The following is a 20,372-nucleotide window of genomic DNA, read 5'->3' as shown; positions in this document are numbered from 1 at the left end:
TATTGTTGCAGCGCGCTACAGCGGTGTGCCGAGCAGCACATTTGTCGCTGAAAACGTCACTTGCACCGGTGAGCCGGCTGCCAGGTCCTGCGCTTGCAACTGAAGCGGGTCGGCCAGGGCGCACAGCGTCTGGCCGTTGGGCAGGCCGATGCGCACTTCGCTGGGGCCGTCTTCGGCGGCGTCGACCTGCTCGATCAGGCCGCGCAGCGTATTGATCCCCGGTTTTTCCGCTTGTTCGACGGGGTGCAATTCCAGCCAGCCGGCCTTGATCAGCGCCACCACATCGGTGCCGACAGCCAGCTCCAGGCGCAACGTGCTGTCATGGGTGATCCGCGCTTCGATGACCAGGCCCCGGGCCAGTTCCAGGCGTACCCGGTCGTTGTGCCCCTGGGCCTCGATGCCCAGGACCTTGCCATGCAATTGATTGCGGGCACTGGTGCGCAGCATCAGGCGACTGAGCAGGCCCAGGTCCCCGGCGTCTTCGCTGGCTTCCAGCAGTTGCGCCTGCAGCGCTTGCAGGCGCTGATACAGGCGCAGCACGCGTTGGCCTTCCTGCGACAGCCTCGCGCCGCCACCGCCCTTGCCGCCGACGCTGCGTTCCACCAACGGATGGTCGGCGAGGTTGTTCAACTCATCGATGGCATCCCATGCCGCCTTGTAGCTCAGGCCCGCGCTCTTGGCGGCGCGGGTGATCGAGCCCTGTTCGGCGATGTGCTGCAACAGGGCGATGCGTTGTGGTCGCCGGACGATGTGTTGGGTCAGGAGCGTGGGCAATGACATGACGGCAAACTGCGTGCAAAAGTCGATGAGCGGACGTTGGCGCCTTGGGCGCGGCACGTCAAGCCGGTTCACCGGGTTTCGGCGTGCGGGCCAGGCAATACACATCGACCCGCGCCGCGCCGGCATCGAGTAACAGGGCGGCCAGGGCCTGGGCGGTGGCGCCGGTGGTGAGCACGTCGTCGACCAACGCCAGGTGACGATTGCGTAACGTCGCCTGGGGCGCGAGGGCAAAGGCCTGGCGCAGGTTTTGGCGCCGGGCCCTGGCGTCGAGTGCCTGTTGGGCGGGCGTGTCCTGGGTGCGTCGCAGCAGGTTTTCTTCGCAAGGGATCGCCAGCGGCCCACTGAGCCAGCGGGCCAGCAGTGCCGCCTGGTTGAAACCGCGCTGGCGCAAACGCCGGGTTGCCAGTGGCACCGGTACCAGTGCGTCGGGCCGTTCCAGCCCTTCGTCGAAATGATGTTGCAGCGATTGCGCCAGCAGTTCGCCCAGCAGCCGGCCAAGGGGCCATTTCGCCTGATGCTTGAAGCGGGTGATCAGGGTGTCTACCGGGAAGTCGTAGGCCCAGGGCGCCAGGACCCGCTCGAAGGCCGGCGGCCACGAGGCACATTGGCCGCAACGCAGTCCGGCCATGGGCAGTGGCAGGGCGCAAATGCTGCATTGATCGCCGAGCCAGGGCAGCTCGCTTTCGCAGGGGGTGCAGATGGGTTGCGGGGTATCCGTGCTTTCGCCGCACAGTAGACAGGGATGCTTGTTTTTTAACCAGATGTAAACCGGCCATTTGTATCGTGGTTGACAGCGCATGACTCTTCCTTAAATATGCCGAACATCCGTGTCGCGCCTGTGGGTATTGCATGCCCCAGGCGCCAGCCAAGCATAATCAAGGAAATGCCCATGAGCGCCAGCACCACTGCCAACCTGCGTCATGACTGGTCTTTGGCCGAAGTCAAAGCACTCTTTGTCCAGCCATTCAATGACCTGTTGTTCCAGGCGCAGACCGTGCACCGCGCGCACTTCGACGCCAACCGCGTCCAGGTTTCCACGCTGCTGTCGATCAAGACTGGTGCTTGCCCGGAAGATTGCAAATATTGTCCGCAGTCCGGTCACTACAACACCGGTCTGGATAAAGAGAAATTGCTCGAAGTGCAGAAGGTCCTCGAAGAGGCTGCGCGGGCCAAGGCCATCGGTTCGACCCGTTTCTGCATGGGCGCGGCCTGGAAACATCCGTCGGCCAAGGACATGCCGTATGTGCTGGAAATGGTCAAAGGCGTGAAGGCCATGGGCCTGGAAACCTGCATGACCCTGGGCCGCCTCGACCAGGAACAGACCGAAGCGTTGGCCCAGGCTGGCCTGGACTACTACAACCACAACCTCGATACCTCGCCGGAGTTCTACGGCAGCATCATCACCACCCGTACCTACAGCGAGCGCCTGCAAACCCTGGCCTATGTGCGTGATTCGGGGATGAAGATCTGCTCCGGCGGCATCCTGGGCATGGGCGAGTCCCTGGACGACCGCGCCAACCTGCTGATCCAGTTGGCGAACCTGCCGGAGCACCCGGAATCGGTGCCGATCAACATGCTGGTCAAAGTCGCCGGCACGCCGCTGGAGAATGCCGAAGACATCGATCCATTCGATTTCATCCGCATGCTTGCCGTGGCGCGGATCATGATGCCCCAGTCCCATGTGCGCCTGTCCGCTGGTCGTGAAGCGATGAACGAGCAGATGCAGGCCCTGGCATTTTTTGCCGGTGCCAACTCGATTTTCTACGGCGAAAAGCTGTTGACCACCGCCAACCCGCAAGCCGACAAGGACATGCAATTGTTTGCACGCCTGGGCATCCAGCCCGAAGCCCGGGAAGAACATGCCGACGAAGTGCACCAGGCGGCGATCGAACAGGCGCTGGTGGAGCAGAAGAGCAGCGAGCAGTTCTATAACGCCGCTGTCTGATTGCTCACCGATCCCCTGATTGGAATGCAAGACCTTGTGGGAGCGAGCTTGCTCGCGATGGCGGTATAACAGCCGACAGAGATGTTGAATGTCATGGCCTCATCGCGAGCAAGCTCGCTCCCACAGGGGATCTCACTCCGTCCATAAATGGTTCACCCCGAGGCCTGCATGCCCTTCGATCTCGCCGCACGCCTGGCTGCCCGTCGTGCCGACAACCTCTACCGCCAGCGCCCGCTGCTCGAAAGCCCCCAGGGCCCGGAAGTGGTGGTGGACGGCCAGCCGTTGCTGGCGTTCTGCAACAACGATTACCTGGGCCTGGCCAATCACCCGCAAGTGATCGAGGCCTGGCGCGCCGGCGCGGCGCGTTGGGGCGTCGGGGGCGGCGCCTCCCATTTGGTGATTGGCCACAGCAGCCCTCATCACGCCCTGGAAGAAGCGTTGGCCGACCTGACGGGGCGTCCGCGGGCGTTGCTGTTCACCACCGGTTACATGGCCAACCTCGGCGCGGTCACCGCGCTGGTGGGGCAGGGCGATACGGTGCTGGAAGACCGCCTCAATCATGCTTCGCTGCTCGACGCCGGGCTGTTGTCCGGTGCGCGTTTCAACCGATACCTGCACAACGATGCCCAGAGCCTGGCCAGTCGCCTGGAGAAAGCCACTGGCAATACCCTGGTGGTCACCGACGGCGTGTTCAGCATGGACGGCGACATTGCCGACCTGCCGGCCCTGGCCCGTGAGGCAAAGGCCCGGGGGGCCTGGCTGATGGTCGACGATGCCCACGGCTTTGGTCCGCTGGGGGCCCATGGTGGCGGTATCGTCGAACATTTCGGCTTGAGCCAGGACGATGTGCCGGTGCTGGTCGGTACCCTGGGCAAGGCCTTTGGCACCGCCGGGGCCTTCGTCGCCGGTAGCGAGGAACTGATCGAAAGCCTGATCCAGTTCGCGCGTCCCTACATCTACACCACCAGCCAACCGCCGGCCCTGGCCTGCGCCACGCTCAAGAGCCTGGAACTGCTGCGCGGCGAGCATTGGCGGCGTGAACACCTGCAGGTGCTGATCCGCCAGTTCCGCCAAGGTGCCGAGCAGATCGGCCTGCAATTGATGGACAGCTTCACGCCGATCCAGCCGATCCTGGTGGGCGATGCGGGTCGGGCCATGCGTTTGTCGCAGATGCTGCGTGAGCGCGGGCTGATGGTCACGGCGATCCGCCCACCCACCGTGCCGGCCGGCAGCGCTCGTTTGCGCGTGACCCTGACCGCCGCCCATAGCGAGGCCCAGGTGCAGCTATTGTTGAATGCACTGGCCGAGTGTTTTGCCCTGTTGGGACCGGAGCCAAGCCATGCGTGATCGACTGATTTTGCTGCCCGGTTGGGGCTTGGGCGTTTCACCGCTGGAACCGCTGGCGGCGGCCTTGCAAGGGCTCGACGAACACCTGCGGGTGGAAATCGAGCCGTTGCCGGCATTGCTATCGAGCGACCCCGATGAATGGCTCGAAGAGTTGGACGCCACCGTGCCTCAGGACACCTGGCTGGGCGGTTGGTCCCTGGGCGGCATGCTGGCCTCGGCGCTGGCGGCGCGCCGGGGTGAGCGCTGCTGTGGCCTGCTGACCATGGCCAGCAATCCGTCCTTTGTCGCCCATGAGCAATGGCCGAGCGCGATGGACGGCCAGACGTTCGATGGCTTTCTCGCCGGCTGTGGGGCCGACCCACGCCAGACCCTCAAGCGTTTCAGTCTGCTGTGTGCCCAGGGCTGCAGCGATCCACGCGGGTTGTCGCGGTTGTTGTTGGCCGGGGCGCCAAGCACTTCGCCTGAAGTATTGATGGCCGGGCTCGAACTGCTGGCGCGATTGGACACCCGCGCTGCGTTGCAGAGTTTCCGAGGCCCGCAACTGCATCTGTTTGCCGGGCTCGATGCCCTGGTGCCGGCTGAAGCGGCGGGTGATTTGCTGGTCTTGCTGCCGGATGTCGAAATCGGTCTGATTGAACAGGCCGGCCACGTATTCCTTCTGGAAGACCCTCACGGTATAGCGGCGGCGATCCAGGTTTTTTTGCATGAGTCCGGCGATGACTGATTTGTCTCTCCCTCCATTGCCCGGTGCCTTGCCCGACAAACGCCAGGTAGCGGCGTCGTTTTCCCGGGCAGCGACCAGCTATGACAGTGTGGCCGAGCTGCAGCGCGACGTGGGGCAGCAATTGCTCGGTCGCTTGCCGCCTTCTTTCACGCCGCAACGTTGGCTGGACCTGGGCTGCGGCACCGGCTACTTCACTCGGGCCTTGGGTGCGCGTTTTGGTGCGACTACCGGCCTGGCGTTGGATATCGCCGAAGGCATGCTCAACCATGCGCGTCCTCAAGGTGGCGCCGCGTATTTTGTCGCCGGTGATGCCGAGCGGCTGCCTTTGCAGGCGGCGAGCTGCGACCTGGTGTTCTCCAGCCTGGCGGTGCAATGGTGCGCGGATTTCGCCACGGTGCTGAGCGAGGCCCATCGGGTGTTGAAGCCGGGTGGGGTGTTGGCCTTCACCAGCCTCTGCGTGGGCACTTTGTACGAGTTGCGCGACAGCTGGCGTCAGGTGGATGGCTTGGTGCACGTCAACCGTTTCCGTGCGTTCGAAACGTATCAGCACCTTTGCGCGGCCAGCGGGCTGAATGTCATCAGTCTTGAAATCCGTCCGCATGTGCTGCATTACCCTGATGTGCGCAGCCTGACACATGAATTGAAAGCTTTGGGTGCCCACAATCTGAACCCTGGTCGCCCCGGTGGCTTGACGGGCAGGGCGCGGATTCTCGCGCTGGTTGAGGCCTATGAGCAGTTTCGTCAGGCCCAGGGGCTGCCGGCAACTTACCAGGTGGTCTACGCCGTTTTGGAGAAACCGCTATGAGCAAGGCCTATTTCATTACCGGCACCGACACCGATGTAGGCAAGACCACCGTCGCGGCGGGCCTGCTGCATGCTGCGCGACAGGCTGGCATGAGCACGGCTGCCGGAAAACCCGTGGCCTCTGGCTGCGACGTGACGCCCAAGGGCCTGCGCAACGCCGATGCCTTGGCCTTGCTGGCCGAATGCTCGATACCGTTGACGTATGCACAGGTCAACCCGGTGGCGTTCGAACCGGCAATAGCGCCGCACTTGGCCGCCCGGGAAGCGGGCGTTGCCTTGACGGTGCAGTCGCTACTGGGCCCGATGCGCGAAGTGCTGGCGCTGAACGCTGATTTCACCCTGATCGAGGGCGCAGGTGGTTGGCGGGTACCGCTGGCCGGCCAGGACAATCTTTCCGATCTGGCGATCGCGCTGGGCTTGCCGGTGATTCTGGTGGTGGGCGTGCGCCTGGGTTGCATCAGCCACGCGTTGTTGACCGCCGAGGCTATCGCCCGTGATGGCTTGCAGCTTGCCGGTTGGGTCGCGAACATCATCGACCCGGCCACCTCGCGCCTGGAAGAAAACCTGGCAACCTTGGCCGAGCGACTTCCGGCGCCGTGCCTGGGCAGGGTGGCGCGGATCCAGAGTGTGACGGCCGAAGCCGTGGCCGGACACCTGCAACTGGATCTGCTGGACTGAGCCCCGCCAAGGTTTTGCCTATGACACGGCACTGTGCCATTAGTGTTTTTGTCGAGCCTTTTCCCGGGGCTTCTGATTCAATGGCCACTGTCGACCCTTCAAGAAGACGAGCTCTGCCATGGAAATCTCAGGAAGTACCGCGTTCTATGCCGGTCTGAGCACGATTCAGACAGGGCAGAACCGCGTCGATCAGGCCTCCGGCCAGATCGCCAACAACACGATCGAGCGTTCGGTCACCAGCCAGTCGTCCGAAGTCCAGGTAGATCGCCTGCGTTCGGTGGATCGTAGCCAGCAGTCGGACCAGGCTGCCAACATGGTCGAAATGGCCCAGGGCAAGTTCCAGGTGCAACTGGGTGCCAACGTCGCCAAGGCATCCGACGAAATGCTCGGGACATTGATCGATACCTTTGCCTGATCCTGTTCTTCAGATTTGCCAAAACGCCGCGATTATTCGCGGCGTTTTTGTCTCTAACGTCTTATTGCTCAACTAATCTTTTCCTACGCGCATCGCGGATTCTTCAGGGCGATGGGTTTCCTGTGTCCGACATTTTTCTCAGGCTGATGACGAACGGCAAAAGATCGGCGCTTGACAAGATTTGGGCGTAAACGTATGTTTCAAACAACTGTTTGACCGCCACAACAAATCCACGCGGTCGTTCATTCCCGGTTACATCAGCAGAGGTTTATCGCTATGCCTGACTACAAGGCCCCCTTGCGTGATATTCGCTTCGTTCGTGACGAACTGCTTGGCTACGAAGCGCATTATCAGAGCCTTCCGGCTTGCCAGGATGCAACTCCGGACATGGTTGACGCCATTCTCGAAGAAGGCGCCAAGTTTTGTGAGCAGGTGCTGGCTCCGCTGAACCGTGTGGGCGACATCGAGGGTTGCACCTGGAGCGAGTCCGGCGTGAAAACCCCGGCCGGTTTCAAGGAAGCCTACAAGCAATTCGTCGAAGGCGGCTGGCCGAGCCTGGCCCACGACGTCGAGCATGGCGGTCAAGGCCTGCCGGAATCCCTGGGCCTGGCGGTCAGCGAGATGGTCGGTGAAGCCAACTGGTCGTGGGGCATGTACCCGGGCCTGTCCCATGGCGCGATGAACACGATTTCCGAGCACGGTACGCCCGAGCAGCAAGAGGCCTACCTGACCAAGCTGGTTTCCGGTGAATGGACCGGCACCATGTGCCTGACCGAACCGCATTGTGGTACCGACCTGGGCATGCTGCGCACCAAGGCCGAGCCTCAGGCCGACGGTTCCTACAAGGTTTCCGGTACGAAGATCTTCATTTCGGCCGGTGAACACGACATGGCCGACAACATCGTCCACATCGTACTGGCACGCCTGCCGGACGCACCGGCTGGCACCAAGGGCATTTCGCTGTTCATCGTTCCAAAATTCCTGCCTAACGCCGACGGCTCCATCGGCCAGCGCAACGCGGTGAGCTGTGGTTCCCTGGAACACAAGATGGGCATCCACGGCAACGCCACTTGCGTGATGAACTTCGACGCGGCCACCGGTTACCTGATCGGCCCGGCGAACAAAGGCCTGAACTGCATGTTCACCTTCATGAACACCGCACGCCTGGGCACTGCGCTGCAAGGCCTGGCCCACGCCGAGATCGGCTTCCAGGGCGGCCTGAAATATGCCCGTGATCGCCTGCAAATGCGCTCCCTGACGGGCCCGAAAGCGCCAGACAAGGCCGCCGACCCGATCATCGTGCATCCTGACGTGCGTCGCATGCTGCTGACCATGAAGGCCTTCGCCGAAGGTAACCGGGCGATGGTGTACTTCACCGCCAAGCAGGTCGACATCGTCAAGTACGGCGTGGACGAAGAAGAGAAGAAAAAAGCCGATGCGCTGCTGGCGTTCATGACGCCGATCGCCAAGGCCTTCATGACCGAAGTCGGTTTCGAATCGGCCAACCATGGCGTGCAGATCTACGGCGGCCACGGCTTCATCGCCGAGTGGGGCATGGAGCAGAACGTTCGCGACAGCCGCATCTCGATGCTGTACGAAGGCACCACCGGCATCCAGGCCCTCGACCTGCTGGGCCGTAAAGTGCTGATGACCCAGGGCGAGGCACTCAAGGGCTTCACCAAGATTGTCCACAAGTTCTGCCAGAGCAACGAAGGCAACGAAGCGGTCAAGGAGTTCGTCGAACCCCTGGCTGCGCTGAACAAGGAATGGGGCGAGCTGACCATGAAGGTCGGCATGGCGGCCATGAAGGATCGTGAAGAAGTGGGCGCGGCATCGGTGGACTACCTGATGTACTCCGGTTACGCCTGCCTGGCCTATTTCTGGGCCGACATGGCGCGCCTGGCAGCGGAAAAACTCGCAGCCGGCACCACCGAAGAAGCCTTCTACACCGCCAAGCTGCAGACCGCGCGCTTCTACTTCCAGCGCATCCTGCCGCGCACCCGTACCCACGTGGCAACCATGCTGTCGGGCGCGAACAACCTGATGGACATGAAAGAAGAAGACTTCGCGCTGGGTTACTAAGCCTTACGCGGTTCTTTGAAAAAAGCCGCTGCTTCTTCGGGAGCAGCGGCTTTTTTTTGCGCCGCCGACAAACACGCGCCTCAAGCACCAGCAGGCTTCAAGTCGCCGAATTTCTCACTGTGGAAATCCAGCCTCGTGCTTCAAATTCCGTCACCTGTCCCTGCAACGCGTCGAAACGGTCCATAGCGGCCCATTTGTTGTGGTTTTTGGAATAGATAAGTCAATTTCATCCCGTTTATTCACAGACGGTCAATCGACATCATGGGGTTGTGGGCTGACAACCTTCGCCCCATGTGGGTCGGCCGGTGCCGATCCCGTGAAACCAGCTTTATCGCACGTACCGGAAAGGAATTGACCATGAACGTGAACACCACTCTTGCGGCCTGGCGCCTGATTGCCGCTGGCGATCGCTTCTTGCGTCGTATCGCCCTGTCTGGCCTCTTGACGTCAGGGCGGGTACTTGCGACCCGGGAGGTGAGTCATGGCCAATAATGCATTTTTCACTCATCTGAAGGTGGTGGTGGGGGAGTCGGTCATTGCGTCATCCGCCGCCACCCTGAGCGTGATGGCGCTGGAGGTTCCGGTGTGGGCCATGTTTGTCGGGTGGATTTCATTCTTTACCCGCGGGCTCAACCTCAAGCAAGGGGCGATCAACCTGGCCTGCGTGCTGATCGGCGTCATTCTGGGGATCGGTGCGGCCCAGGCCATGGCTGCCCTGACGCCTGTTCTGGGCAGCTATGCCATCAGTGCAGTGGTGTTCGCCATCACGGTCATTGCGCTGTCTTTGGCCAAGGCGCCGGTGTTCAACAACCTGCTCGGTTTCTTCCTGGGGCTGGTGGCGTATTTCGCTTCGCACCAACCCCCGTCGCTCACAACCTTCGGGATGCTGGCCCTGGCCGGGACGCTGGGAGCGACAGCGGCCCTGCTGGCGCATTCGCTGCAAAAGCGGGTTCGCCAGGGCGCTGGTCATTGACGCGGGGAGTCCAGCATCTCGCCAGCAAGTGCCGGCCGCGTTAGCGGGTGGCTCTGAAAACCTCATTCACAAAAAGGACTACCAAGATGGACACGTCACAACGTAAATCCGGGATGACCTCCATGGAAACCACCGCCTCCCAAGAGCGCCTGCTGTTTCCGGCGCTGGATGGGCTTTACACCCGTGCGGAGCCCGTTTTGTATGCAGTGCTGCGGTTTGCGTTCGGCGTTGTCATGTTCACCCACGGCCTTCCAAAAGCCCTGGGGATATCCCACGGTTCCATGGCGGATCCCATGGCGGGCTCCATCAACCTGATCCAGAACGTCATGGGCCTGCCGTTCGCCGCGCAATGGGCGGTTCTGGTCATGCTTCTTGAAACGGTCGGTGCGGTCATGCTGGCTGTCGGTCTGTGGGCGCGCCCGGTCGCGTTCATGATGGCGGTGCAAATGGTGGCTATCAGCTACGCGCTTGGCCCCACTTGGCCGTGGATCGATCGCGGCATTGAGTTTCCCGTATTGATGGGATTTCTTGCGCTCTATATTGCCGTGCGCGGTAGCGGCCACTTTGCCGTGGATCGCAAGCTCAGGTTTTCCATCTGAGCAGGCGCAGTTGTTTGCATGAAAATTCTGTAACAACAATTGCTCCGACAAAGCCTTAAGAAAACCTCCCGCCCTGCCGTTACAGCGATGGCAGTGTGACATCTGTCACATCTCGCGTGCCTTACTGTTCCAATTGCAGGCACAATGCCATCTTTGATCAGCCGGGTCGGAGCTTTACCCTTGCCGCGTTCTTCCGCTGTACGTTTGAGCCATTTCCTACCGTCGTTGCTGTTGTTGGTGGCGGGGCTTGCGGCTGCCTACGTCAAGGATCTCAACGTTTTCTTCACCTCGCTGTTCAACGTTCTCCCGACGCTGGTGCTGTTGCTAGGCGGGGCGTATTGCGCGGTCTACCGACGTCAACGTGAACTGTTTCTGATGGTCACGGTGTATATCGCCTACTTTCTCTTGGATACCCAAACCGACTTTTATCGCGATAACGGCAAGGTGCGCGAAGACGCGGCGGTGGTGTTCCATCTCGTCTGCCTGTTGTTGCCGCTGTTGTTCGGGCTGTTCGCCGCGTGGCAGGAGCGCACCCACCTGTTCCAGGACATGGTGGCGCGGTTTGCGGTGTTGCTGGTCTTTGGCAGTGTGGCGCTGGCCTTGGAGCAGAGTTTCCCCCAGGCCTTGTTGTTGTGGCTCTCGGAGATCCGCTGGCCCGCGTTGCACGGTGCCTGGATGAGCCTGATCCAATTGTCCTACCCGATGTTCGCCGCCGCGTTCCTGCTGTTGGCCTGGCAATACTGGCGCAATCCCCGGCCATTGCACGCGGCACAACTGGTGGGTTTGCTGGGGTTGTTCTGGATGCTGCCCAAGACCTTTATCCTGCCGTTCACCCTGAACATCATGTGCAGCCAGGTCATGTTGATGATCGCCGCGGCGGTCGCCCACGAGGCCTATCAGATGGCCTTCCGTGACGAACTCACCGGCCTGCCGGGCCGGCGGGCACTGAACGAACGCATGCAGCGCCTGGGACGCAACTATGTGTTGGCGATGAGTGACGTGGATCATTTCAAGAAATTCAACGACACCCATGGCCACGACGTGGGCGACCAGGTGCTGCGCCTGGTCGCCAGCAAGTTGTCGAAGATCGGCGGTGGCGGTAGGGCGTATCGCTACGGCGGTGAGGAATTTGCCCTGGTGTTCGCAGGCAAGACCATCGACGAGTGCATGCCCCATCTGGAAGTCATCCGCCAGTCCATCGAGACGTATGCCATCCAGCTGCGCAATCCCGATAGCCGTCCCCAGGACGATCAGCAAGGCCGCCAGCGTCGCTCCGGCGCGGGTGCTTCCAGCGTATCGGTGACGGTCAGCATCGGTGTCGCGGAGCGCCTTGAGCAGCGCACGCCCGAAGAAGTGCTCAAGTCCGCCGACCAGGCGCTGTACAACGCCAAGGGCGCGGGGCGTAACTGTGTGGTTGCCTTCGGCCAGAACCGCCGCGGCGCGGTGCGCATGGAAGTCGCCGCGGGTTGAGTGATGACGGCGCATTCAGCGTCTGGACTGTGATTGTGGGACAGGGTGGCCGGCAGTAGGTTGGAACGATCTGCTACCGGAGAAAACCACCATGCCCGAGTACAAAGCCCCCCTGCGCGACATGCGCTTTCTGATCGATCACGTCTTCGATTTCCATGGCCGTTATGCCGAGCTGGGTGCCAGCGATGCCAGCCCGGACATGGTCAGCGCGATCCTCGAGGAAGGCGCCAGATTCTGTGAAAACGTGCTGGCGCCGCTCAATCGCTCCGGTGACGAAGAGGGCTGCCATTTCGACAACGGCGTGGTCACCACGCCTACAGGCTTCAAGCAGGCTTTCGCACAGTACGTGGAAGGCGGCTGGCACGGCTTGGCGGCAGATCCGGCGTATGGTGGCCAAGGCTTGCCCAGCTCCCTGGGCCTGGTCATCAGCGAGATGATCGGTTCCAGCAACACGTCCTGGGGCATGTACCCGGGTCTGACTCACGGTGCCATGTCGGCCATTCATGCCCACGGCACTGAAGAGCAGAAACAGGCCTACCTGAGCAAACTCACCGCCGGCCAGTGGACCGGCACCATGTGCCTGACCGAAGCCCACTGCGGCACCGACCTGGGCATCATCAAGACCCGCGCCGTGCCCCAGGCCGACGGCAGCTACGCGATCTCCGGCAGCAAGATTTTCATCTCCGCCGGCGAACATGACATGAGCGATAACATCATCCACCTGGTGCTGGCCAAGCTGCCGGACGCCCCGCCGGGACCAAGGGCATCTCGTTGTTCATCGTACCCAAGTTCCTGCCCGAGGCCAGCGGTGAGGCGGGGGCGCGCAATGGCGTTTCCTGTGGCTCGATCGAACACAAGATGGGCATCAAGGCCTCGGCCACTTGCGTGTTGAATTTCGATGGGGCCAAGGGTTTCCTGATCGGCGAGCCGAACAAGGGCCTCAACTGCATGTTCACCATGATGAACCACGCCCGGCTTGGCACCGGCATGCAGGGCCTGTGCCTGGGGGAGGCGAGCTTCCAGGGCGCCATCAAATACGCCAACGACCGCCTGCAGATGCGCGCGCTGACCGGCCCCAAGGCGCCGGAAAAAGTTGCCGACCCGATCATCGTCCATCCCGATGTACGCAGGATGTTGCTGACCATGAAGGCCTTCAACGAAGGCAACCGGGCGCTGACGTATTTCACCGCGCAACTGCTCGATACCGCCCACCTGAGCCCGGACGACACCGCGCGCCAGGAGGCCGAGGACCTGCTGGCGTTTCTTACCCCGATCTGCAAGGCCTTCATGACCGACACCGGGCTGGAGGTAACCAACCACGGCATGCAAGTGTTTGGCGGCCACGGCTTCATCCGCGAGTGGGGCATGGAGCAGTTGGTGCGCGACTGCCGCATCGCGCCGATCTACGAGGGCACCAACGGCATCCAGGCCCTGGATTTGCTGGGGCGCAAGGTGCTGGGTAGCCAGGGCAAGTTGTTGCGTGGCTTCACCAAGATTGTCCATAAGTTCTGCGCTGCCAACGCGCAACATCCGCAGCTCAAGGAGTACGTCGCGCAACTCGACGGGCTCAACCAGCAGTGGGGCGTGCTGACCACTCGGGTTGGCATGGCCGCCATGAAGAATCCGGATGAAGTGGGTGCCGCCTCGGTGGACTACCTGATGTACAGCGGCTACATCATCCTGGCCTATCTGTGGTTGCGCATGGCCTTGGTGGCCCAGGCGCAACTCGACAGCGGCAAGGGTGACGGCGATTTCTGCCAGGCCAAACTGGCGACCTGCGAGTTCTACTTCAAGCGCCTGCTGCCACGTACGACCGCCCATCGGGCTGCGGTCGAAGCCGGGAGCGAGTGTTTGATGAAGCTGCCGGCAGCGTTGTTTGCCCTCTGACTGAACCGTGGCGAGGGCGCTTGCTCCCGTTGGGCTGCGCAGCAGCCCTTTTTTTTGTGATGCTGCGCACTCAAGCGGGAGCAAGCTCTTTCGCCACGGTTAATCTCTAAAATCCTGCGGTGACTAAAAATAACAAAACAGTCATGGGTTGACCCTATGTGTCGCAAAAGTTGTTGAGGTACACTCGGGTCATTGCGAAACCGTCTTTTACGAACCCAACTGTTTAGATCCTGCGAGGTTTGCCATGGCTGACTACAAAGCGCCCCTGCGCGATATGCGCTTCGTCCTCAATGAAGTGTTCGAGGTCGCGAAGCTCTGGGCCCAATTGCCGGTACTGGCCGACACCGTGGACGCTGAAACGGTCGAAGCGATCCTCGAAGAAGCCGGCAAAGTCACCAGCAAAAGCATCGCCCCCCTCAGCCGCGCCGCTGACGAAGAAGGTTGCCACTGGGCCAACGGCGCCGTCACCACGCCGGCAGGTTTCCCACAGGCCTACCAGACTTACGCTGAAGGCGGTTGGGTCGGTGTCGGTGGTGATCCGGTGTACGGCGGCATGGGCATGCCCAAGGCCGTTTCGGCCCAGGTCGAGGAAATGGTCAACTCCGCCAGCCTGTCCTTCGGCTTGTATCCGATGCTGACCGCCGGCGCCTGCCTGTCGATCAATGCCCATGCCAGCGAAGAACTGAAGGCGGCGTACCTGCCGAACATGTACGCCGGCGTCTGGGCCGGTTCCATGTGCCTGACCGAGCCTCACGCGGGTACGGACCTGGGGATCATCCGCACCAAGGCCGAACCTCAGGCCGACGGTTCCTACAAGGTCAGTGGCACGAAGATTTTCATCACCGGTGGCGAGCACGACCTCACCGAAAACATCATCCACCTGGTGCTGGCGAAACTGCCAGATGCACCGGCGGGCCCCAAGGGTATCTCGCTGTTCCTGGTGCCCAAGTTCATGGTCAATGCCGACGGCAGCCTGGGCGCGCGCAACGCGGCCAACTGCGGGTCGATCGAACACAAGATGGGCATCCAGGCGTCCGCCACCTGCGTGATGAACTTCGACGAAGCCGTGGGCTACCTGGTGGGTGAGCCGAACAAAGGCCTGGCGGCGATGTTCACCATGATGAACTACGAGCGTCTGGGGGTTGGCATCCAAGGCCTGGCCTCCGGCGAGCGTTCCTACCAGAACGCCGTCGAATATGCCCGTGACCGCCTGCAAAGCCGTTCGCCCACTGGTGCGCAGAACAAGGACAAGGTCGCTGACCCGATCATCGTCCACCCCGACGTGCGTCGGATGCTGCTGACCATGAAGGCCTCGAACGAGGGTGGCCGGGCATTTTCCACCTACGTGGCGATGCAACTGGACACCGCCAAGTTCAGCGAAGACCCGGTCACCCGCAAGCGCGCCGAAGACCTGGTGGCGTTGCTGACCCCAGTGGCCAAGGCATTCCTGACCGACCTGGGCCTGGAAACCACGGTCCATGGCCAGCAGGTGTTCGGCGGCCATGGTTACATTCGTGAATGGGGCCAGGAGCAACTGGTGCGTGACGTGCGCATCACCCAGATCTACGAAGGTACCAACGGTATCCAGGCGCTGGACCTGGTAGGGCGCAAGATCGTCGGCAGTGGCGGAGCGTTCTACCGGTTGTTCGCCGATGAAATCCGCCATTTCACCGCCACCGCGAGCAGCGACCTGGCGGAGTTCACCAAGCCACTGAACGATGCGGTCGGTACGCTGGATGAGTTGACCGATTGGTTGCTGGACCGGGCGAAGAACAACCCGAACGAAATCGGCGCCGCTTCGGTGGAGTACCTCCAGGCGTTCGGCTACACCGCTTACGCTTACATGTGGGCGTTGATGGCCAAGGCGGCTTTTGGCAAAGAAAACCAGGATGATTTCTACGCGAGCAAACTGGGCACGGCGCGGTTCTATTTCGCTCGCCTGCTGCCGCGCATTCACTCCCTGAGTGCTTCGGTGAAAGCTGGCAGCGAGTCGCTGTTTCTGCTGGAGCCCGGGCAGTTCTAAAAACTGACATTGTGTAAGCAAAAGCTTACACAATGTGCTGGCGTTTTCCCTCTATCGGCAGATTGGATCCAGGGCTAATCTACTTCACATGGACGCCGCGCAGGACGCGCAAAAGTAACAACATGGACACGTAGGATTCTGCCAGGACGGCGGAGTGAAATGGATGTCAGGGAAACAGTCTGCAAAGCCCCGCTTCGGCGGGGTTTTCTTTTGCCTGGATTTTTTGTTCCTTGGCAGCGCGCCCTACTCCGGGCTGCTTCTGCTTGCGTTTCACTGAACCCTGACGAGCGGCTTGAGGTCAATGAGCTATGTGGCAATTTGGCCATCGTCGATCAGGGAGTCATCCATGGATTTCATTCGCATTATTATCGCCATCCTGCTGCCGCCACTGGGGGTGTTCCTGCAAGTCGGTTTCGGCGGGGCGTTCTGGCTGAATATCCTGCTGACGCTGTTGGGTTACATCCCTGGCATCGTGCATGCGGTGTACATCATCGCCAAGCGCTGAATTCATCGGTCATAAAATCCCCTGTGGGAGCGAGCTTGCTCGCGATAGCGGTGTGTCAGTCCACGGAAATATCGACTGGACTACTGCTATCGCGAGCAAGCTCGCTCCCACAGTTTGTCTGGCGTCCTACAGATCGCCATCCATCACCTTGCGATAGAACAACCACTCATGTTCCAGCGCATGCGCCTGGTTCGCGGCTTTGCGAAAACCGTGGCGCTCATCCGGATAGTAGTGCGCCTCGACGGCCACGCCGTTGGCCTGTAAGGCACTGACCATGTCGCGGGTTTGCTGCGGCACCACCACGGCGTCCAGTTCACCCTGGAAAAAGATCACCGGCACACGGATGTTCCCGGCGTGCAGCAGCGGCGTACGGGCGCGGTAGCGTTCGACGTCCTGTTGCGGATCGCCGATCAGCCAGTCCAGGTAATCACCTTCGAACTTGTGCGTGGCCCGGCCGAGGGCGACAGGGTCGCTCACGCCATAGAGGCTGGCGCCGGCACGGAAGACCTCATGGAACGCCAAGGCGCAGAGGGACGTATAGCCGCCGGCACTGCCACCCCGAATGAACGCATGACGGCCGTCGATCAGGCCTTGTTCATCCAGGTAGGCGACCACCGCGCAGGCATCCTCGACATCCACCACGCCCCAGTTCAAATGCAATGCCTGCCGATAGGCCCGGCCATAGCCGCTGCTGCCGCGGTAATTGAGATCGGCAACGGCAAAGCCACGCTGGGTCCAATACTGGATACGCGGATCGAACAGGGGATAACAGGCCGAGGTGGGGCCGCCGTGAATGAACACCACCAGGGGCGGCTTCGCCTGTACATTCATGGCCGGGTAAAAGAACCCGTGGGCCTCACCTGACCCGGATGGATAACGCAGGGTGCGAGGACGGCTGATCTGTTCGACGGGCAATGGCGCGACGCCGCCGGCCAGCACCGCCACGTCATGACTATGCCGCTCGATGGCAATGACCGCCGACGGGCCGGTCGGCGAGGCGGCAATGGCGTAGATGAACCGCTCATCCAGCGCCAGGCTGCGAAAGCGGGTATAGGTGCCGGTAAAGTCATCGCTGGCGTGGTCTTCGCGACACAGGCCCAGGCGCCCGAAACCCGCTTCGGTCCAACTCGCCAGGTACGTGTGTTCATCCTGCGGCAGCCAGGTACAGCCACCCAGTTGCCATGGCGCCGGGGCGTGATCGGCTTCGGCGGCGGGCAGTGGTTCCAGGCCTTGGGCCGACTCCTTCCAGGGCTGCCAATAACCACCGCGATCACTCAGGCAATAAAGGCGACCGGCCGCGTCGAAGCGCGGTTGCTGAATGGACTCTTGCTCACCCTCGCCGGCCACACAGCGTGGCTCGCCCCAACCCGAAGCATTGCGTTCGGCCAACATCAACCGCGTGGCTGTCCAGGGTTGATGCGGGCGGCTCCACTCAACCCAGGCGAGCCGCTGGCCGTCCGGGCTCAGGGTCGGCGAAGCGTAGAAATCGGCGCCTTCAACCAGTAGATGCCGTTGATGATCCGCCAACCCGATCGACACCAGGCGATGCTGGTTGGCTTGTTCTTCCACCGCCAACACCTGGCCACCGGCAAAGCCGAGGTCCCCGTAGCGGCACTCACCGGAGGTCAGCGCCACGGGCTGCCCGTCGCTCAGCGATTGGTGGTACAACTGCTGGTCGGTCTCATTGACGAACAGCACGCCGTCACGGCTCAGGCAGAACGACCCGCCGCCGTATTCATAGACCCGGCTGCGCGCGCTGAACCCGTCCGGCGTCAAACAGCGGGCCTGGGCATCTTGCCAATGCCAGATCCGGCAGGCGCCGTCCGCGGGGCGGTATTCATTCCAGAACAAGCCCAAGGGCCCGACCTGCAGTTCGGCGAAGTCAGTGCCGGCGGCAACGGCCTGGGCGGCGCTGAAAGGCTCAGCCTTTGGCGATGAGGCGCGAGTTTCGTTCATTGCGAAAGGCCAACTGTTCAATGGTTTGCGTGGCGTGCTCGGCGTCTTCACGGGCCTGGAGAATCACCCCGTGGTGTTCGGACTTGCTGCACACCGGGTCGGCGTTACTGGCGTCCCCCGTGAGCATGAACGCCTGGCAGCGGCAACCGCCGAAGTCCTTCTCTTTTTCATCGCAGGAGCGGCACGGTTCGGGCATCCAGTCATAACCGCGGAAACGGTTGAAGCCGAACGAGTCGTACCAGATGTGCTGCATGCTGTGGTCGCGCACATTGGGAAACTGCACCGGCAGCTGTCGGGCACCGTGACAGGGCAATGCCGTGCCGTCCGGCGTGACGGTGAGGAAAATGCTGCCCCAGCCGTTCATGCAGCCCTTGGGGCGCTCTTCATAGTAGTCCGGCGTGACGAAGATCAGCTTGCACGGATTGCCTTCGGCTTCCAGCTTGGCGCGGTATTCATTGGTGATGCGCTCGGCGCGCACCAGTTGCTCCCGGGTGGGCAGCAGGCCGACACGGTTCAATTGCGCCCAGCCGTAGAACTGGCAGGTGGCGAGTTCGACGAAGTCGGCCTCCAGGGCGATGCACAGCTCGATGATGCGGTCGATCTTGTCGATGTTGTGCCGGTGGGTCACGAAGTTCAGCACCATCGGATAGCCGTGGGCCTTCACCGCCCGGGCCATTTCCAGTTTTTGCGCGAAGGCTTTCTTCGAGCCGGCCAGGAGGTTGTTCACCTGCTCGTCGCTGGCCTGGAAACTGATCTGGATATGGTCGAGCCCGGCCTTCTTGAAGTCGCTGATTTTCTGTTCGGTCAAGCCGATGCCGGAGGTGATCAGGTTGGTATAGAAACCCAGCCTGCGCGCCTCGCCGATCAGTTCGGCCAGGTCCTGGCGCACCAGCGGCTCGCCACCGGAAAAACCCAACTGCGCGGCGCCCATTTCCCGGGCTTCGCGAAAGACCTTGAACCACTGCTCGGTGCTCAGCTCCTTGCCCTGCTCGGCGAAGTCCAACGGGTTGGAGCAGTACGGGCATTGCAACGGACACCGATAGGTCAGCTCCGCCAGCAGCCACAGCGGCAGGCCGACTTCCGGCCTGGGTGGCAGGGCGGTGGTGTCAGGCAAGTTCGATCCAGTGCTGTGCACGGGCGACCTCCATGAATTGCTCGATGTCGTCACCAAGTTCCGGCACGTCGGGAAACTGCTTGGCCAACTCGTCGATGATGGCCGCGACATCCCGTTCGCCGTCGATCAGGCCGCCGATCAGCGCAGCGCTGTCGTTCAACTTGATCATGCCTTCAGGATAGAGCAGCACGTGGCCTTTCTGGGCCGGTTCGTACTGGAAACGATAGCCGGGGCGCCAGCGCGGGGTTTGGCTGCGATCGAAACTCATAAGGTAATTCCTTTGTGCCAAACCCGTTGGTCGGTCACGCTGTGATAGGGCGGGCGATTCAATTCGTAGGCCATGCTCATGGCGTCGAGCATGCTCCAGAGGATGTCCAGCTTGAACTGGAGAATCTCCAACATGCGTTCCTGCCCTGCGCGGGTGGTGTAGTGCTGCAAAGTGATCGCCAAGCCATGCTCCACATCGCGCCGGGCCTGGCCCAGGCGGGTGCGGAAGTATTCATAGCCGGCCGGGTCGATCCACGGGTAATGCTGGGGCCAACTGTCCAGGCGCGACTGGTGGATCTGCGGGGCGAACAGTTCGGTCAGCGAGCTGCTGGCGGCCTCTTGCCAACTGGCCCGGCGGGCGAAGTTGACGTAGGCGTCCACGGCAAAACGCACACCTGGCAACACCAGCTCCTGGGAGCGCAGTTGGTCAGGGTCCAGGCCCACCGCCTGGCCCAGCCGCAGCCAGGCTTCGATGCCGCCGTCTTCGCCGGGCGCGCCGTCATGGTCGAGCAGGCGCTGGATCCACTCGCGACGGATTTCCCGGTCCGGGCAGTTGGCCAGGATCGCGGCGTCCTTGAGCGGGATATTCACTTGATAGTAGAAACGGTTCGCGACCCAGCCCTGGATCTGCTCGCGAGTGGCACGGCCTTCATACATCGCCACGTGATAGGGGTGATGGATGTGGTAATACGCGCCTTTGGCACGCAGGGCCGCTTCGAACTCGGCGGGGGACAGGGGGGTGTCAGTCATTTCGGTCTCCGGGGAATAACCGTTGGTTTCGGTGGCGTCAGGGCTGGCCCCAT

Annotated in this window: 19 protein-coding genes and 1 pseudogene; 14 read left to right on the top strand and 6 right to left on the bottom strand. The window is 61.9% G+C overall.

The window, feature by feature from the left end:
* Nucleotides 1-15 precede the first annotated feature (15 nt).
* A complete protein-coding gene (locus tag ACZ5M5_RS28120) occupies nucleotides 16-780 on the bottom strand; it encodes a TOBE domain-containing protein (RefSeq protein WP_103309919.1) in 765 nt (254 codons plus the stop codon).
* Nucleotides 781-838: 58 nt separating this feature from the next.
* On the bottom strand, nucleotides 839-1,579 hold the full coding sequence (locus ACZ5M5_RS28115; protein WP_464738267.1) for a double zinc ribbon domain-containing protein: 741 nt from the start codon (nucleotides 1,577-1,579) through the stop codon (nucleotides 839-841).
* A gap of 90 nt (nucleotides 1,580-1,669) precedes the next feature.
* Here ACZ5M5_RS28115 and bioB point away from each other — a divergent pair, with 90 nt between their 5' ends.
* From bioB to ACZ5M5_RS28045, 14 genes and pseudogenes are all read left to right on the top strand, one after another.
* Nucleotides 1,670-2,725 carry a biotin synthase BioB gene (bioB, locus tag ACZ5M5_RS28110; RefSeq protein WP_464738266.1) on the top strand — a complete coding sequence of 352 codons (1,056 nt, stop codon included), beginning with the start codon at nucleotides 1,670-1,672 and terminating at the stop codon, nucleotides 2,723-2,725.
* A gap of 168 nt (nucleotides 2,726-2,893) precedes the next feature.
* Nucleotides 2,894-4,072 carry an 8-amino-7-oxononanoate synthase gene (bioF, locus tag ACZ5M5_RS28105; protein WP_464738265.1) on the top strand — a complete coding sequence of 393 codons (1,179 nt, stop codon included), beginning with the start codon at nucleotides 2,894-2,896 and terminating at the stop codon, nucleotides 4,070-4,072.
* Nucleotides 4,065-4,796 (top strand): alpha/beta fold hydrolase, encoded by a 732-nt coding sequence (locus ACZ5M5_RS28100; RefSeq protein WP_464738264.1) that lies wholly within the window; start codon nucleotides 4,065-4,067, stop codon nucleotides 4,794-4,796. The genes bioF and ACZ5M5_RS28100 overlap by 8 nt, the downstream gene beginning before the upstream one ends.
* The gene (gene bioC, locus ACZ5M5_RS28095; protein ID WP_060740329.1) at nucleotides 4,789-5,601 is read left to right on the top strand and encodes a malonyl-ACP O-methyltransferase BioC; all 813 of its coding nucleotides are present in this window, start codon (nucleotides 4,789-4,791) and stop codon (nucleotides 5,599-5,601) included. Before ACZ5M5_RS28100 ends, bioC begins: the two co-directional genes overlap by 8 nt.
* Nucleotides 5,598-6,278 (top strand): dethiobiotin synthase, encoded by a 681-nt coding sequence (gene bioD / locus ACZ5M5_RS28090; protein ID WP_060740330.1) that lies wholly within the window; start codon nucleotides 5,598-5,600, stop codon nucleotides 6,276-6,278. The genes bioC and bioD overlap by 4 nt, the downstream gene beginning before the upstream one ends.
* A 118-nt stretch (nucleotides 6,279-6,396) precedes the next feature.
* Nucleotides 6,397-6,693 carry a hypothetical protein gene (locus ACZ5M5_RS28085; protein ID WP_060740331.1) on the top strand — a complete coding sequence of 99 codons (297 nt, stop codon included), beginning with the start codon at nucleotides 6,397-6,399 and terminating at the stop codon, nucleotides 6,691-6,693.
* A 276-nt stretch (nucleotides 6,694-6,969) separates the two neighbouring features.
* Entirely contained in the window at nucleotides 6,970-8,775 is a 1,806-nt protein-coding gene (locus ACZ5M5_RS28080) for a phenylacyl-CoA dehydrogenase (protein WP_060740332.1), read from the top strand.
* Nucleotides 8,776-9,132: 357 nt separating this feature from the next.
* Nucleotides 9,133-9,267: a hypothetical protein gene (locus tag ACZ5M5_RS28075; RefSeq protein ID WP_464738263.1), complete on the top strand. Its 135-nt coding sequence runs from the start codon at nucleotides 9,133-9,135 to the stop codon at nucleotides 9,265-9,267.
* Nucleotides 9,257-9,748: a DUF1097 domain-containing protein gene (locus tag ACZ5M5_RS28070; RefSeq protein WP_060740333.1), complete on the top strand. Its 492-nt coding sequence runs from the start codon at nucleotides 9,257-9,259 to the stop codon at nucleotides 9,746-9,748. The genes ACZ5M5_RS28075 and ACZ5M5_RS28070 overlap by 11 nt, the downstream gene beginning before the upstream one ends.
* 86 nt (nucleotides 9,749-9,834) lie before the next feature.
* Entirely contained in the window at nucleotides 9,835-10,347 is a 513-nt protein-coding gene (locus tag ACZ5M5_RS28065; RefSeq protein WP_464738262.1) for a DoxX family protein, read from the top strand.
* Between the two features lie 180 nt (nucleotides 10,348-10,527).
* Complete coding sequence (locus tag ACZ5M5_RS28060) at nucleotides 10,528-11,817, top strand: GGDEF domain-containing protein (protein ID WP_464738261.1); 1,290 nt, start codon at nucleotides 10,528-10,530, stop codon at nucleotides 11,815-11,817.
* A 91-nt stretch (nucleotides 11,818-11,908) separates the two neighbouring features.
* Nucleotides 11,909-13,704, top strand: a pseudogene (locus tag ACZ5M5_RS28055) (acyl-CoA dehydrogenase C-terminal domain-containing protein).
* 244 nt (nucleotides 13,705-13,948) lie between these two features.
* Entirely contained in the window at nucleotides 13,949-15,727 is a 1,779-nt protein-coding gene (locus tag ACZ5M5_RS28050; protein WP_103310495.1) for an acyl-CoA dehydrogenase C-terminal domain-containing protein, read from the top strand.
* Nucleotides 15,728-16,073: 346 nt separating this feature from the next.
* Entirely contained in the window at nucleotides 16,074-16,232 is a 159-nt protein-coding gene (locus tag ACZ5M5_RS28045) for a YqaE/Pmp3 family membrane protein (RefSeq protein ID WP_003177654.1), read from the top strand.
* Nucleotides 16,233-16,358: 126 nt separating this feature from the next.
* Here ACZ5M5_RS28045 and ACZ5M5_RS28040 read toward each other — a convergent pair whose 3' ends face one another.
* From ACZ5M5_RS28040 to pqqC, 4 genes are read right to left on the bottom strand one after another with little or no spacing between them, the layout of a single operon-like run.
* Nucleotides 16,359-18,188: a S9 family peptidase gene (locus ACZ5M5_RS28040; RefSeq protein WP_103310497.1), complete on the bottom strand. Its 1,830-nt coding sequence runs from the start codon at nucleotides 18,186-18,188 to the stop codon at nucleotides 16,359-16,361.
* The gene (gene pqqE / locus ACZ5M5_RS28035) at nucleotides 18,154-19,323 is read right to left on the bottom strand and encodes a pyrroloquinoline quinone biosynthesis protein PqqE (RefSeq protein WP_060740338.1); all 1,170 of its coding nucleotides are present in this window, start codon (nucleotides 19,321-19,323) and stop codon (nucleotides 18,154-18,156) included. Before pqqE ends, ACZ5M5_RS28040 begins: the two co-directional genes overlap by 35 nt.
* Nucleotides 19,295-19,570, bottom strand: coding sequence for a pyrroloquinoline quinone biosynthesis peptide chaperone PqqD (gene pqqD / locus ACZ5M5_RS28030; RefSeq protein WP_060740339.1), 276 nt, complete (start codon nucleotides 19,568-19,570; stop codon nucleotides 19,295-19,297). Before pqqD ends, pqqE begins: the two co-directional genes overlap by 29 nt.
* Complete coding sequence (gene pqqC, locus ACZ5M5_RS28025) at nucleotides 19,567-20,319, bottom strand: pyrroloquinoline-quinone synthase PqqC (RefSeq protein WP_060740340.1); 753 nt, start codon at nucleotides 20,317-20,319, stop codon at nucleotides 19,567-19,569. Before pqqC ends, pqqD begins: the two co-directional genes overlap by 4 nt.
* Nucleotides 20,320-20,372 lie beyond the last annotated feature (53 nt).

This window comes from Pseudomonas sp. Van50, from assembly GCF_055390755.1.
Note: the sequence above shows the minus strand (reverse complement) of the source record. Positions and strands in the feature narration are given on the sequence as shown.

Coding starts and splice junctions, on each gene's coding strand:
- ACZ5M5_RS28080 (WP_060740332.1), top strand. CDS start 6,970: ATGCCTGACTACAAGGCCCCCTTGCGTGATATTCGCTTCGTTCGTGAC.
- bioD (WP_060740330.1), top strand. CDS start 5,598: ATGAGCAAGGCCTATTTCATTACCGGCACCGACACCGATGTAGGCAAG.
- ACZ5M5_RS28115 (WP_464738267.1), bottom strand. CDS start 1,579: ATGCGCTGTCAACCACGATACAAATGGCCGGTTTACATCTGGTTAAAA.
- ACZ5M5_RS28050 (WP_103310495.1), top strand. CDS start 13,949: ATGGCTGACTACAAAGCGCCCCTGCGCGATATGCGCTTCGTCCTCAAT.
- bioC (WP_060740329.1), top strand. CDS start 4,789: ATGACTGATTTGTCTCTCCCTCCATTGCCCGGTGCCTTGCCCGACAAA.
- ACZ5M5_RS28045 (WP_003177654.1), top strand. CDS start 16,074: ATGGATTTCATTCGCATTATTATCGCCATCCTGCTGCCGCCACTGGGG.
- ACZ5M5_RS28100 (WP_464738264.1), top strand. CDS start 4,065: ATGCGTGATCGACTGATTTTGCTGCCCGGTTGGGGCTTGGGCGTTTCA.
- ACZ5M5_RS28040 (WP_103310497.1), bottom strand. CDS start 18,188: ATGAACGAAACTCGCGCCTCATCGCCAAAGGCTGAGCCTTTCAGCGCC.
- ACZ5M5_RS28065 (WP_464738262.1), top strand. CDS start 9,835: ATGGACACGTCACAACGTAAATCCGGGATGACCTCCATGGAAACCACC.
- pqqC (WP_060740340.1), bottom strand. CDS start 20,319: ATGACTGACACCCCCCTGTCCCCCGCCGAGTTCGAAGCGGCCCTGCGT.
- bioF (WP_464738265.1), top strand. CDS start 2,894: ATGCCCTTCGATCTCGCCGCACGCCTGGCTGCCCGTCGTGCCGACAAC.
- ACZ5M5_RS28070 (WP_060740333.1), top strand. CDS start 9,257: ATGGCCAATAATGCATTTTTCACTCATCTGAAGGTGGTGGTGGGGGAG.
- ACZ5M5_RS28075 (WP_464738263.1), top strand. CDS start 9,133: ATGAACGTGAACACCACTCTTGCGGCCTGGCGCCTGATTGCCGCTGGC.
- ACZ5M5_RS28085 (WP_060740331.1), top strand. CDS start 6,397: ATGGAAATCTCAGGAAGTACCGCGTTCTATGCCGGTCTGAGCACGATT.
- ACZ5M5_RS28120 (WP_103309919.1), bottom strand. CDS start 780: ATGTCATTGCCCACGCTCCTGACCCAACACATCGTCCGGCGACCACAA.
- bioB (WP_464738266.1), top strand. CDS start 1,670: ATGAGCGCCAGCACCACTGCCAACCTGCGTCATGACTGGTCTTTGGCC.
- pqqD (WP_060740339.1), bottom strand. CDS start 19,570: ATGAGTTTCGATCGCAGCCAAACCCCGCGCTGGCGCCCCGGCTATCGT.